Source organism: Streptomyces sp. NPDC018833 (assembly GCF_044390825.1).
Lineage (GTDB): Bacteria > Actinomycetota > Actinomycetes > Streptomycetales > Streptomycetaceae > Streptomyces.
Map to the genome: position 1 here is coordinate 1 of NZ_JBIRZM010000013.1, position 12,412 is coordinate 12,412.

Genomic DNA, 12,412 nt, shown 5'->3' on the forward strand with positions numbered 1-12,412 from the left:
CGGTGTCATCGCCCGTGTCATGCAGCGGATCCTCGCGCTGACCGCCGCGATCTGGCACAACGACCACACCGGGCAGCCCATCCTGCGCTCACTGAGCGCCTATGATCACTGACCCCTTGGAATCGATCATCTAGGGCAGGAAACCGCGCAGCAGCGCCGCCGTCCCCTCGCAGTGCTCCCGCATCACCTCGCGCGCCGCGTCCGCGTCGCCGTCCAGGACCGCCTCGACGAGCGCGGCGTGCTGGTGCTGCGAGTGCTCCAGATTGCGCACGAGCAGCGGGATGCAGTCGAGCAGATCGTTCAGCCTGGCGCGGACCGCGGCGTACTGGGCGGTCAGCGTCGGCGAGCCCGACAGCTCGGCCAGGGTCAGATGCAGCAGCGTGTCCTGCCTGCGGTACTCGGACAGCGGGGCGTCGTGCGTCGCCGCCAGCGCCGTGCGCAGCCGCTCGGCGCCCTCGTCGGTCAGCCCGTGCGCCGCGCAGAGCCCGGCCGCGCCCACTTCGAGCACCTCGCGGAAACGCAGGGTGTCGTCCACGTCCACGCCGGCCAGCCGCCGGCGCAGCTCGTCCTCGCCGTGGGTGTCCGGCCGGTGCAGCACAAACGTTCCGCCGTAGCGGCCGCGCCTGCTCTCCACCAGGCCCTGGTCCGTCAGCACCTTGAGCACCTCGCGCAGCGTGACCCGGCTGATCCCCATCCGCTCGGCCAGCTCCCGCTCGGCGGGCAGCCGCTCGCCGCCGGGGACCAGGCCGAGCCGCAGCAGCTGGAGGATCTGCTCCAGGGCCTCTTCGAAGCCGTTGCCCGCGTGCACGGGGCGCAGCACGGGGGTGAGCCGGTCGCTCGGCCCGCCCGTCTTCGCGTCTGTCTTCGCCACCTCGCCGTTTCCCCTTCCCAAGCAATGGTCTTCAGCAATACCTTATGACTTCCGGCTGATCCAAGGAGGCGTAACCCCGTGGCAGACCGCACACCACCGCTGGCACTCGAGGAGCTGCGCGCCCTCGTCGCGAGCGGCGAGATCGACACAGTCGTCCTGGCCTTCCCCGATATGCAGGGACGGCTCCAGGGCAAGCGGTTCGCCGCACCTTTCTTCCTCGACGAGGTCGTCGAACACGGAACGGAGGGCTGCAACTACCTCCTTGCCGTCGACACCGAGATGAACACCGTCGACGGCTACGAGATGTCCTCCTGGGAGCGGGGGTACGGCGACTTCGCCATGCACCCCGATCTCACCACGCTGCGCCGTGTCCCGTGGAACGAGGGCACCGCTCTGCTCGTCGCCGACCTCGCCTGGAACGACGGCTCGCCCGTCGTCGCCGCGCCTCGCCAGATCCTCCGCCGGCAGCTGGAGCGCCTGGCCGAGTACGGCTACACCGCGCACGTGGGCACGGAGCTGGAGTTCATCGTCTTCAAGGACACGTACGAACAGGCCTGGGACCGCGGCTACCACGGCCTCACCCCGGCCAACCAGTACAACATCGACTACTCCGTCCTCGGCACCGGCCGCATCGAGCCGCTGCTGCGCCGCATCCGCAACGAGATGGCGGCGGCCGGACTGACCGTGGAGTCGGCCAAGGGGGAGTGCAACCCCGGCCAGCACGAGATCGCCTTCAAGTACGACGAGGCGCTGGTCACCTGCGACCAGCACGCCGTCTACAAGACGGGTGCCAAGGAGATCGCCGCGCAGGAGGGCGTCTCGCTCACCTTCATGGCCAAGTACAACGAGCGCGAGGGCAACTCCTGCCACATCCACCTCTCGCTGCAGGACGCCCACGGCACCAACGTCATGGCGGGCGACGGGCCCGGCGGCATGTCGCCGGTGATGCGCCACTTCCTCGCCGGCCAGCTCGCCGCCCTGCGCGACTTCTCCCTGCTGTACGCGCCGAACATCAACTCCTACAAGCGCTTCCAGCCCGGCTCGTTCGCCCCGACAGCGGTCGCCTGGGGCTACGACAACCGCACCTGCGCGCTCCGCGTCGTCGGCCACGGCCGCTCGATGCGGTTCGAGAACCGGCTGCCCGGCGGCGACGTCAACCCGCATCTCGCCGTCGCCGGTCTCGTCGCCGCCGGTCTCCACGGCATCGAGCAGCAGCTCGAACTGCCCGAAGCCTGCGCGGGCAACGCCTACAGCGCCGACTACGAACACGTCCCGACCACCCTGCGCGAGGCCGCCGAGCTGTGGGAGAACAGCCCCATCGCCAAGGCAGCCTTCGGCGACGAAGTCGTCGCGCACTACCGGAACATGGCACGCGTCGAGCTCGAAGCCTTCGACGCGGCGGTCACCGACTGGGAGCTCCGCCGCTCCTTCGAACGCATGTGAGGCCTTCCTTGACCGTCGAGCACCACGTACTGAACCCCGCCACCGAAGAGCTCGTGCGCACCGTCCCGGCGACCACGCCCGCCGAGGTCGACGCCGCCGTCGGCCGCGCCGCCGCGGCCCAGCGGCAGTGGGCGGCGGCCGCCCCCGCCGACCGGGCCAGGCTGCTGCGGCGCTTCGCCGCGGTCGTCGACGACCACGTCGAGGAGCTGGCCCGTCTCGAAGTCCTGGAAGCCGGGCACACCATCGGCAACGCCCGCTGGGAAGCGGGCAACGCCCGCGACCTCCTCGACTACGCGGCCGGGGGAGTGGAGCGCCTGACCGGCCGCCAGATCCCCGTGCCCGGCGGCCTCGACATCACCGTCCTCGAACCGCTGGGAGTCGTCGGCGTCATCGCGCCGTGGAACTTCCCCCTGCCGATCGCCGCCTGGGGCACTGCACCGGCGCTCGCCGCCGGCAACGCGGTGCTGCTCAAGCCCGCCGAGACCACCCCGCTCACCGCGCTGCGGCTGGCCGAACTCGCCCTCGTGGCGGGCCTTCCCGAGCATCTGTTCCAGGTGCTGCCGGGAGCCGGTGACGTCGCGGGCAACGCCCTGGTCGAGCACCTGGGCGTCGCCAAGATCGTCTTCACCGGATCCACCCGGGTCGGCAAGCAGATCATGGCCACGTGCGCGGACCGCGTGAAGCGGGTCACGCTCGAACTCGGCGGCAAGAGCCCGAACATCGTCTTCGCCGACTGTGATCTCGACGCCGCGGTGGCCGCCACTCCGATGTCCTTCCTCGACAACTCCGGGCAGGACTGCTGCGCCCGCACCCGCATCCTTGTGCAGCGCTCGGTGTACGACCGCTTCCTCGACCTGCTCGCCCCCGCGGTCGAAGCCGTCGTCGTGGGCGATCCTGCGGACGAGAAGACACAGATGGGGCCCCTGATCTCCGGTGCCCAGCTGGACCGGGTGCGGTCGTACGTCCCCGACGACGTGAAGGCGATCCGCGGCTCGGCCCCCGAGGGGCCCGGCTTCTGGTTCCCGCCGACGGTCCTCACCGACATCGCGCCCGACGCGCCCGCCGCCAGGGAAGAAGTCTTCGGACCCGTGGCCGTCGTGCTCCCGTTCGAGGACGAGGAGGACGCCGTACGGCTCGCCAACGCCACCGAGTACGGACTGTCCGGCTCTATCTGGACCCGTGACGTGGGCCGCGCACTGCGCGTCTCGCGAGCTGTCCAGGCGGGCAACCTGTCCGTCAACTCCCACTCCAGCGTCCGCTACTGGACCCCGTTCGGGGGCTACAAGCAGTCCGGCCTCGGCCGCGAACTCGGCCCCGACGCCCTCGCCGCTTTCACCGAGACCAAGAACGTCTTCATCAGCACGGAGGCCTGAACACCCATGACCGTTGACACCCCCATCTGCCGCCGCCTCGTGGGCCGCACCGCAGTCATCACCGGCGCCGGCAGCGGCATCGGCCTCGCCGCCGCGCGCCGGCTGGCCGCCGAGGGCGCGAACGTGGTCTGCGGCGACATCGACGAGACCGCCGGCAAGGCGGCGGCCGACGAGGTCGCCGGGACGTTCGTACGCGTCGACGTCACCGACGCCGAGCAGGTCGAGGCGCTGTTCAGGACGGCGTACGACACCTATGGCAGCGTCGACGTCGCGTTCAACAACGCGGGCATCTCGCCGCCCGACGACGACTCGATCCTCGAGACCGGCCTGGAGGCGTGGAAGCGCGTGCAGGAGGTCAACCTGACCTCGGTCTACCTCTGCTGCAAGGCGGCCATCCCCTACATGCGGCAGCAGGGGAAGGGCTCGATCATCAACACGGCCTCCTTCGTGGCGCGCATGGGCGCCGCGACCTCGCAGATCTCGTACACGGCCTCCAAGGGGGGCGTGCTGGCGATGTCGCGCGAGCTGGGCGTGCAGTTCGCCCGCGAGGGCATCCGCGTGAACGCGCTGTGCCCGGGACCGGTCAACACCCCGCTGCTCCAGGAACTGTTCGCCAAGGACCCGGAGCGGGCGGCCCGCCGCCTCGTGCACATCCCGGTCGGGCGCTTCGCGGAGGCCGAGGAGATCGCTGCCGCGGTCGCGTTCCTCGCCAGCGACGACTCCTCGTTCGTCAACGCCACCGACTTCCTGGTCGACGGCGGCATCTCCGGAGCGTATGTCACCCCTGTGTAGTCCTGTTGGTGGCCCCGCATAGGGTGTCCCGATGAGCATGACGACCCCTCCCCCTACGCCTGGCGGCGCGGGTGGACCCCCAGGCTGGTATCCGGACCCGCAGGCGCACGGAACCGAGCGGTGGTGGGACGGCTCGGCCTGGTCCGCGCACTCGCGCGCGGCCCAGGCACCCCGGGACACCGGGGCGCAGCCGTACGGGCCGGGGCAGGCGGCGTACGGTCCTGGTCCTGGTCCCGTGCAGGGCGCCGGGGCCGCCTCCGTGCCGTCCGGCGGGTTCGGGCCGCACACCGTGCCCATGCAGCCTCCCGCGACCGGCGGGCCGGGCGGGGGCAGGCGCCCCGTCCTCGCGCTGGCCGCCGCCGGTGCCGTGCTCGTCGCGGCAGTGGCCATCACAGCCGTACTGCTCGGCAACGACGACGACCCGGGCACGCCCGGGGCGCCGGCCACGTCCGCCACCTCCGCTCCGGCGACGTCCGGCCCTGAGCAGAGCGCATCGCCCACCGCCACCGCCGACGAGTCCGGGGAGCTCGTCGACCAGCTCAACGGCATCACCATGCCCATCCCGGAGGGCTGGGAGAAATCCAGCAGCGCTCTCGGCTCCGGCACGACGATGTACACCGACGAGACCTACGACTGTCCCGGTGGCGGTTCTTCGATCTGTCGCCACGGCCAGGTGACCTCCATGACGGCGGCCGCGTCCGGCGGTGCGAGCACACCGAAGGGTGTGGCCGAGCAGGACGTCGAGAAGGCGGCCGAGGAGGCGTACGACGAGGACGCGCTCGGCACCCGCATCCACGACGGCATCACGTCGCACACCGTCGTGAAGTCGCAGAACTTCGCCGTCGCAGGACGCTCTGGATACCTCGTCCGCTGGCGCGTCGTCACCGGGGCGGGCCCCGGCGGATATGTGCAGTCGCTCGTCTTCCCGTCCCCCATCGGGACCGAGGCACTGGTGGTCGTGCGCTTCGCCTTCGACGCCGGCCCCGACGGCCCCCCGCTCGCTGACATGGACAGGATCGCGTCCAGCATCCGCCCGATCGGCGACGCCACGAGCGGCGGCGTCGGCAGCAGCATCGGGCCCGGCTGACTCCACGTCGCCGTGGCCTGAACGACGCACGTCGCCGTGACCGGGGTGATCCGAGCTCGTCGCCCGGAGTCCCCAGCTCGTGGCCCGGCGCTCGAGTTCTTGACCAGGATGACCCGAGCCTGTGGTCCGGGGTTCCTGCCGAGCCGCGACAGACCACGACGGGCTGCGGCCGGGTCTGGCCCGCGGCCGGGTGAGCCGCCGGCTCCTGAGCGGGCGCAGGCCAGGGCCGCCCGCCCGCGAGCGGCCGGGGCAGGGCTCCCGAGCGGCACTCACTCGGCGAGTGCACGGTAGAGCGAGGCGACCGAGGGGTGCCTGCCCGCGTTCTTCCCCGCCTTGATGGTGAGCCGTCCGGCGATCTCGGAGACCGGCACACCCTGGTCGCGCAGTGCACGGGCCGTGGCGAGCATGTCGTCGTCGATCACTTTCGGGCGTCCGCCGCCTCGCCGCGTCTGTGCGGCGCCGTGCCCCGCGTACTCGATGTGCAATGGCCCGCACGAGAAGTCCTGCGACGGTTTTTCGCAGAACTCATTCTCATAACTCAGGGGGCCCGCGTATCCGGCTGACTGGACGGGGAGTGTGTCGCCGAGGGACTCCAGCAGGTCGCGCAGCAGGCCGGCGAGGGTCCGGCGGCCGGCCTCGTCCAGCGCTCCCAGCACCCGGTCCTCGGTGGCGAGGTGGTCGGGGAGTACCCGGTCGACGAGTTCTAGACCCTCCCGGGTGAGTGAGACGTGGACGACGCGCCCGTCCGACTCGCTCGGCGTGCGCGTGACCAGGCCGCGTGCCTGTAACCGGTCGAGTCGCTGGGTGACGGCGCCCGACGTGACCATCGCCGACCGCATCAGCGCCGCCGGGGTGAGGCGGTGCTCCGGTCCGCTGCGCCGCAGGGTCGCGAGGACGTCGAAGGAGGCCCGGTCCAGGCCGTGCGCGGCGAACGTCTGTGAGAGCTCCGAGCCGATGAGCCGGGAGAGGCGCGACAGGCGTCCGATCACGGCCATGGGTGACACGTCCAGGTCGGGGCGCCGTGCGCCCCACTGCCGCAGTACGAGATCCACGTGGTCTGCCATGAAAGCAGTCTAGCCAAATGTCTTAGTGATGAGTTACTTTGTCTTAGTGCTAAGTAATTTATTGAGAAGCAACCGACTCGCGGTCGTGGTGCTGACCGCGCTGGCGCCCGTCATCTGGGGCACCACCTACCTCGTCACGACGGAGATGCTGCCTCCCGGGCGGCCGCTGCTCGCCGCGGTGATCCGTGCGCTGCCCGCCGGCCTGCTGCTCGTCGCCGTCACCCGGCGACTCCCGCAGGGCATCTGGTGGTGGCGTGCGCTCGTCCTCGGCGCGCTGAACATAGGTGTGTTCTTCGCGCTCCTCTTCGTTGCCGCCTACCGCCTGCCGGGCGGAGTCGCCGCCACCGTCGGCGCCGTGCAGCCCCTGCTCGCCGCAGGACTGTCGGCCGCGCTCCTCGGTGACCGCCTCACCGTGCGCACCGCGCTCGCGGGCTTCGCGGGGATCGCCGGTGTCAGTCTGCTCGTCCTGCGGGCCGATGCCCGGCTGGACGCGCTCGGCGTCGCCGCCGCCCTCGGCGGCGCGCTGGTGATGGCCACAGGCGTGGTCCTCGCCAAGCGGTGGACCTCTCCCGCGCCGCTACTCGCCACGACCGGGTGGCAGCTGCTCGCGGGCGGACTGCTGCTGCTCCCGGTGGCCCTGCTCGTCGAAGGCCCGCCGCCGGCCGCCCTGACCGTGCAGAACCTCCTGGGATACGCCTACCTGTCGCTCGTGGGCGCGGCCGTCGCGCACGCGCTGTGGTTCCGGGGTATCCGGGCGCTGCCTCCGGCCGCCGTCTCCTTCCTCGGGCTGCTCAGTCCGCTGGTCGCGACCTTGCTCGGCCTGATCGTCGCGGGCGAGCGGCTCAACGGACTCCAGGCCGTCGGCGCAGTCGTCGTCATCGCCGCACTCATGGCGGCGCAGCGGCAGAAGGGGACACCTCGCGCGGCACCCGCCGAGGACACAGCCTCCTCCGCCGTCCCGCCCTCCGTTCCCGGCACCACCCCGGCATCCGCCGGTCACCGATCACAACAGCAAGGAGCCCGGCCGTGCGTATGACCGTCTTCGGAGCAGTGGGGAATGTCGGACGAAGGACGGTGGCCGAGGCGCTGTCCCGGGGGCATGACGTCACCGCCGTCGTCAGGGATCCGGCCCGCTGCACGGAACTGCCCCACCGGGCCCGCCCGCTCGTGGCTGATGCCGATGACCCGGACGCCGTCGCCAGGGCGAGTGCCGGGCAGGACGTGGTGATCAGTGCGACAAGACCGGCACCTGGTCGGGAGCGCGAGCTGGTGGTGACCGTAGAAGCGCTGCTCGCGGGGGTCGCCCGCACCGGCGTCCGGCTTCTCGTCGTCGGCGGCGCCGCGTCGCTCACGCTCCCCGGCAAGGGGCCGCTCACCCTGGCCGAAGGCCCGGACTTTCCCGCCGAGTTGGGTCCGATCGCCACCGCCTGTACCGCGCAGCTCGATGTCTGCCGGGCTGCCGCAGCGGGCGCGGACTGGACGTATCTCAGTCCGCCGGCGCTTCTGGAGCCCGGTGAGCGCACCGGTGACTACCGCCTCGGCGGCGACGAACTGCTCGTCGACAGCGACGGCCGGTCCTTCATATCCATGGAGGACTTCGCGGTGGCGCTGCTGGACGAGGCCGAGCGTCCCCGGCACCGGCGGACCCGGTTCACCGTGGCGTACTGACCAGCCGGCAGGAGGGGTTGGCCTACAGGAAGGTGCGGCCCTCGCCCCGGTAGGTCGGCGCGGTGCTCGACACCCGGTCGCCTTCCACCAGGTGCAGCGTGTCGAAGCGCTCGCACAGCTCCCCGGCCTTCGCATGGCGGAACCACACCTTGTCGCCGATCAGCAGATCGTCGGCCGCGTGGCCGATCAGCGGTGTCTGCACCTCACCCGCCCCCTCCTGAGGGTCGTAGCGCAGGCCCTCCGGGAGAAAGGGCACGGGCAGCCGATCGGCCCCCGCCGCACCGGAGGCGGGATAGCCCCCACCGAGCACGGCCACCACGCCCACCCCCGGCCGACGGACGACGGGCTGAGCGAACAGCGCGGCCGGACGGCCGATGAAGGAGGTGTAGTTGTCGAACAACCGCGGGACATACAGACCCGAACCGGCAGCGATCTCCGTGACCGCGTCCTCGGCCGCCGTGTGCTGGACGCTCCCGGTCCCGCCACCGTTCACGAACTCCAGATCGGGCGACACCGCCCGCACCGCGCGCACCACGGCGGCCCGCCGGGCGGCGAGCTCGGTCCGGGCGGCACGCTGCATCAGCCGCACGGCCCGGGAGCGCAGCGGCGAACCGGCGACGGAGTCACCCACCCCCGCGATGTGCCCCTCGTACGCCATGAGCCCGACCAGCCGGAAACCCGGCCGCCGGGTGATCGACCGGGCGACCTCGGCCAGTTGGGCGGGCTCGCGCAGCGGCGACCGCCGCGCACCGACCCGTATCCGCCCGCCCAGCAGATGCAGGGCCGTGTCCAGCTCCAGACAGACCCGGATCTCCTCCTTCCCGCCCGCGCGGGACCGATCGATGAGTTCCAGCTGGGCGAGGTCGTCGACCATCACCGTCACGGCCCCCGCCAGTTTGGGATCTGCCGCGAGCTCCGCGAAGCCGGCCCGGTCCACGGACGGATACGCGAGCAGCACGTCGTCGAATCCGGCCCGCGCCAGCCACAGCGACTCGTCAAGGGTGAACGACATGATCCCGGCGAAGCCGTCGCGGGCCAGTACACGCTCCAACAGGGTCCGGCACCGCACCGACTTGCTCGCCACCCGGATGGGCTTGCCCCCGGCCCGGCGGACGAGGTCGTCGGCATTGGCGTCGAAGGCCCCGAGATCGATGATCGCGACGGGTGCGTCCAGATGCGCGGTGGCCTTGTCGTAGCGGGCCCGGTCTGCGGCACGGGGAGTCATGGCCCGAGCTTGCCAGACTCGATTACTCCGAGGTAGGGGATGTTCTGGGCAGATCCCCCGGACCGCCGGGCGCATGGAGGTCGGGCCGAGCGCAGCCCGTTAGAGTGACAGGCACAGTGGCCTGCACGAGGTGGCGAACAGGCCTGCCCCGAACGGTTATCCGGTCGGTGGTACGTGGCGAGCAACGGGGGGCGGAATGAGCACGGAGGCGCAACGCCCTTCCGGCGCACAGCCCCCGCCTCGCTCCCGTATCACAGAAGCGCTCCTCCCGCCCGCCCCGCCGGCGTCGCCGGCCATGGACCGGCCCGATGCGTCGCCGGAGCACCCGGCACAGCCCGCGCCCGCCACCGGCGGCCCGGCTGCGTCCCGTCCGACGGTCTCTCTGCAGCGCACCGCGCTGCCGGCCCCGGGCGGACAGGGGGGTGCGTCCCGGTCGGCCGTGCCCCCGCAGAAGGCCGTGCCGCCCGCACCGGCAACGCCCGCCCCGCAGCAGACCACGTCCCCCACCCCGCGGATCACCGCGCCGCCCGCGGGCGGCGACCGCGCTGCCGCGGCGAGGGTGCCGCTGCCGCCCGCGAACGCTCCTTCGGCAGCGCCCGAGAGCGGTCGTGACGGGAGCATCCGCGACGTCGAGACCACCACCCGCCTGCGTCCCATTCCCCCTGCCCCGGCGCAGGCGCGCCAAGCCGCGCCCCCCGCCCCCGCACCCGCGTCCCAAGTCGCGCCCCCTGCCCCCGCGTCTCCAGTCGCGCCCGCCGCGCCCCTCGTGCCGCCGGCACCCCGGCGGCGGCCCGTCGGGCACGTCGACATGACGCCGCGGCCCGGTGCGCCCCGGCCGCCCGCCCACCACTGGGCCCCGCCTGAGGCGCCCGCCGAAATGACCACGCGGCTGCGGCCCGTGCGGACCCGGCACCCCGCGCGGACCGCCGCCGCCGTGGCCTGTGCCGTCCTCGGGCTCGGACTCATCGGCGGCGCCGTGACCGGGCTGTGGCTCACCGACGACTCCAGCGCCGACACAGCCGAGCAGGACACGTACGCCAAGGTGCACACGATCTGGCACAACGTCCCCGTGGACACGCTGTTCCCGCGCACTCTCAAGGGAGACGGCGCCGGACCCGGCGGCGCCGATCGGGTCTGGACGCGGATCGCCGTCGCACCCGACAGCGGCTGCGCACCCGCGCTCGACCCGTTGCTCGTCAAGACCCTGGAGCCGGTCGGCTGCGCCCGCGTGCTGCGCGCCACGTACACCGACGCCACTTCCAGCAGCGTCACCACCGTCGGTCTGGTCTTCACCGAGGCCGAACGGGACGACATGCTCGCGCTGCACAACCGGTTCGCCACCGAAGGGCTCGGCGAGCGCACGGACCTGATGCCCCGGACCCTGCCGGCCAGGGGCACCGTCGCGGCCGGTTTCGGCGAGGAACAGCGCGCCAGCTGGACCGTCGACGTCGTGACCGAGGCGCCCGTCGTCGTCTACGCCGTCTCCGGGTTCGCCGACGGCAGGCCAGTCACCGACCCGCAGCCCGCCGACGAGGCGAAGGCGGACGGGGCGACGACGGCACCCGCCCAGTCCGGGCTCGGCCACGACACCGCCGGCATCGCCGACCGCATCGAACGGGGCCTGCGCATCGCCGTCGGCCGGGCCACGGAGAAGACGGAATGAGCCACCCCCTGCGCCGCCTCCCTGCGCGCCGCCTGCCTGTGCGCCGCCACCGCCTCGTCGCGGCACTCGTGGCCGCTGCCTTCACCGTCCTGCCCGCCGCGACGTCCGCGCACGCCGACGCCATTCGCGCCCAGCAGTGGGGCCTCGACGCCCTCCACACCGAGCAGGCCTGGCAGACGACCAAGGGGAAGGGCATCACGGTCGCCGTCCTGGACACGGGCGTGGACGACCAGCATCCCGACCTCGCCGGTTCCGTCCTGCCCGGCAAGGACTTCATCGGCTTCGGCGCCCAGCGCGGCGACCGCGCCTGGGCCCGCCACGGCACCGCGATGGCGGGGATCATCGCCGCCCATGGGCACGGCCTCGGCCAGGAGTCAGGTGTCCTCGGCATCGCCCCGGAGGCGAAGATCCTCCCGGTCCGCGTCATCCTGGAGGGCAGCGACAAGGCACGCGACCGGGCCCGCAAATCGCGCGGCACCGCCCTCGCCCAGGGCATCCGCTGGGCAGTCGACCAGGGCGCGGACGTCATCAACCTCTCCCTCGGCGACGACAGCAAGTCCGCCCATCCCGAGGCCGGTGAGGACGCCGCCGTCCAGTACGCACTCTCCAAGGGCGCCGTCGTGGTCGCCTCCGCGGGCAACGGCGGCGAGAAGGGGGACCACATCTCCTACCCGGCCGCGTATCCCGGCGTGATCGCGGTGACCGCCGTCGACCGCTTCGGGACGCACGCCGCCTTCTCCACGCGCCGCTGGTACGCCACGGTCAGCGCACCGGGCGTCGACGTCGTGCTCGCCGACCCGGACCGCAAGTACTACCAGGGCTGGGGCACCAGCGCCGCGGCCGCCTTCGTCTCCGGCGCCGTCGCCCTCGTCCGGGCCGCCCACCCCGCCCTCACCCCCGCCCAGATCAAGAAGCTGCTGCGCGAAACGGCCCGCAACGCGCCCAAGGGCGGCCGCGACGACTCCCGCGGGTACGGCCTCGTCGACCCGGCAGCGGCGATCAGCGCAGGCAGGCGCCTGCGCCCCGCCGACCTGAAAGCGGCGACATCGGGCTACGACAAGCCGTACTTCGGCCGCGGCCCCGACCCGGAAGGCGACGACGGCGAACCGGCGAGCTGGCTCGCCCCCGTGGCCGGTGGACTGGGCGTGCTGACCCTGGCCGCGGCCGTCGTGCTGTGGAGCGGCGGCCGGCGCGGCCAGGGCGGTGGTCGCTGACCGGGACGTGCC

11 protein-coding genes and 2 pseudogenes are annotated in these 12,412 nt (G+C 72.6%); 10 read left to right on the forward strand and 3 right to left on the reverse strand.

All coding sequences use genetic code 11. From position 1 onward, the window contains the following. Nucleotides 1–112, forward strand: a pseudogene (locus ACH5AF_RS24210) (IS982 family transposase); the annotation flags it as partial. 18 nt (nucleotides 113–130) lie between these two features. Here the strand turns inward: ACH5AF_RS24210 and ACH5AF_RS24215 are convergent. Then, nucleotides 131–871: a FadR/GntR family transcriptional regulator gene (locus ACH5AF_RS24215; RefSeq protein ID WP_398904138.1), complete on the reverse strand. Its 741-nt coding sequence runs from the start codon at nucleotides 869–871 to the stop codon at nucleotides 131–133. Between the two features lie 78 nt (nucleotides 872–949). On the opposite strand from ACH5AF_RS24215, the gene ACH5AF_RS24220 reads away from it, so the two are divergent. The 5 genes and pseudogenes from ACH5AF_RS24220 to ACH5AF_RS24240 all read left to right on the forward strand — a co-directional run bounded on the left by ACH5AF_RS24220 (nucleotide 950) and on the right by ACH5AF_RS24240 (nucleotide 5,566). Next, nucleotides 950–2,314: a glutamine synthetase family protein gene (locus tag ACH5AF_RS24220; RefSeq protein WP_398904139.1), complete on the forward strand. Its 1,365-nt coding sequence runs from the start codon at nucleotides 950–952 to the stop codon at nucleotides 2,312–2,314. A gap of 8 nt (nucleotides 2,315–2,322) precedes the next feature. Next, nucleotides 2,323–3,687, forward strand: a complete 1,365-nt coding sequence (locus tag ACH5AF_RS24225; protein ID WP_398904140.1) for an aldehyde dehydrogenase family protein — start codon at nucleotides 2,323–2,325, stop codon at nucleotides 3,685–3,687. Between the two features lie 6 nt (nucleotides 3,688–3,693). Next, nucleotides 3,694–4,479, forward strand: coding sequence for a 3-oxoacyl-ACP reductase (locus ACH5AF_RS24230; protein ID WP_398904142.1), 786 nt, complete (start codon nucleotides 3,694–3,696; stop codon nucleotides 4,477–4,479). Between the two features lie 37 nt (nucleotides 4,480–4,516). Further along, a pseudogene (locus ACH5AF_RS24235) lies at nucleotides 4,517–4,642 on the forward strand (DUF2510 domain-containing protein); the annotation flags it as partial. A 132-nt stretch (nucleotides 4,643–4,774) separates the two neighbouring features. Next, complete coding sequence (locus tag ACH5AF_RS24240; RefSeq protein WP_398904490.1) at nucleotides 4,775–5,566, forward strand: hypothetical protein; 792 nt, start codon at nucleotides 4,775–4,777, stop codon at nucleotides 5,564–5,566. A gap of 269 nt (nucleotides 5,567–5,835) precedes the next feature. On the opposite strand, the gene ACH5AF_RS24245 is transcribed toward ACH5AF_RS24240, so the two are convergent. Further along, nucleotides 5,836–6,630 (reverse strand): MarR family transcriptional regulator, encoded by a 795-nt coding sequence (locus tag ACH5AF_RS24245; RefSeq protein ID WP_398904144.1) that lies wholly within the window; start codon nucleotides 6,628–6,630, stop codon nucleotides 5,836–5,838. Nucleotides 6,631–6,691: 61 nt separating this feature from the next. Between ACH5AF_RS24245 and ACH5AF_RS24250 the strand changes: the two genes are divergently transcribed. Further along, nucleotides 6,692–7,666 carry an EamA family transporter gene (locus ACH5AF_RS24250; RefSeq protein ID WP_398904146.1) on the forward strand — a complete coding sequence of 325 codons (975 nt, stop codon included), beginning with the start codon at nucleotides 6,692–6,694 and terminating at the stop codon, nucleotides 7,664–7,666. After that, nucleotides 7,663–8,298 (forward strand): NAD(P)-dependent oxidoreductase, encoded by a 636-nt coding sequence (locus tag ACH5AF_RS24255; RefSeq protein ID WP_398904479.1) that lies wholly within the window; start codon nucleotides 7,663–7,665, stop codon nucleotides 8,296–8,298. Before ACH5AF_RS24250 ends, ACH5AF_RS24255 begins: the two co-directional genes overlap by 4 nt. A gap of 22 nt (nucleotides 8,299–8,320) precedes the next feature. On the opposite strand, the gene ACH5AF_RS24260 is transcribed toward ACH5AF_RS24255, so the two are convergent. Continuing rightward, complete coding sequence (locus tag ACH5AF_RS24260) at nucleotides 8,321–9,523, reverse strand: amino acid deaminase/aldolase (RefSeq protein WP_398904148.1); 1,203 nt, start codon at nucleotides 9,521–9,523, stop codon at nucleotides 8,321–8,323. 877 nt (nucleotides 9,524–10,400) lie between these two features. Between ACH5AF_RS24260 and ACH5AF_RS24265 the strand changes: the two genes are divergently transcribed. Then, on the forward strand, nucleotides 10,401–11,186 hold the full coding sequence (locus tag ACH5AF_RS24265; RefSeq protein WP_398904150.1) for a hypothetical protein: 786 nt from the start codon (nucleotides 10,401–10,403) through the stop codon (nucleotides 11,184–11,186). Then, nucleotides 11,183–12,400: a type VII secretion-associated serine protease mycosin gene (gene mycP, locus ACH5AF_RS24270; protein ID WP_398904152.1), complete on the forward strand. Its 1,218-nt coding sequence runs from the start codon at nucleotides 11,183–11,185 to the stop codon at nucleotides 12,398–12,400. Before ACH5AF_RS24265 ends, mycP begins: the two co-directional genes overlap by 4 nt. Nucleotides 12,401–12,412 lie beyond the last annotated feature (12 nt).

Excerpts from the sequence above, each read along its gene's own strand:
- ACH5AF_RS24230 (WP_398904142.1), top strand. The coding sequence starts at position 3,694 with ATGACCGTTGACACCCCCATCTGCCGCCGCCTCGTGGGCCGCACCGCA.
- ACH5AF_RS24240 (WP_398904490.1), top strand. The coding sequence starts at position 4,775 with ATGCAGCCTCCCGCGACCGGCGGGCCGGGCGGGGGCAGGCGCCCCGTC.
- ACH5AF_RS24245 (WP_398904144.1), bottom strand. The coding sequence starts at position 6,630 with ATGGCAGACCACGTGGATCTCGTACTGCGGCAGTGGGGCGCACGGCGC.
- ACH5AF_RS24255 (WP_398904479.1), top strand. The coding sequence starts at position 7,663 with ATGACCGTCTTCGGAGCAGTGGGGAATGTCGGACGAAGGACGGTGGCC.
- ACH5AF_RS24260 (WP_398904148.1), bottom strand. The coding sequence starts at position 9,523 with ATGACTCCCCGTGCCGCAGACCGGGCCCGCTACGACAAGGCCACCGCG.
- ACH5AF_RS24265 (WP_398904150.1), top strand. The coding sequence starts at position 10,401 with ATGACCACGCGGCTGCGGCCCGTGCGGACCCGGCACCCCGCGCGGACC.
- mycP (WP_398904152.1), top strand. The coding sequence starts at position 11,183 with ATGAGCCACCCCCTGCGCCGCCTCCCTGCGCGCCGCCTGCCTGTGCGC.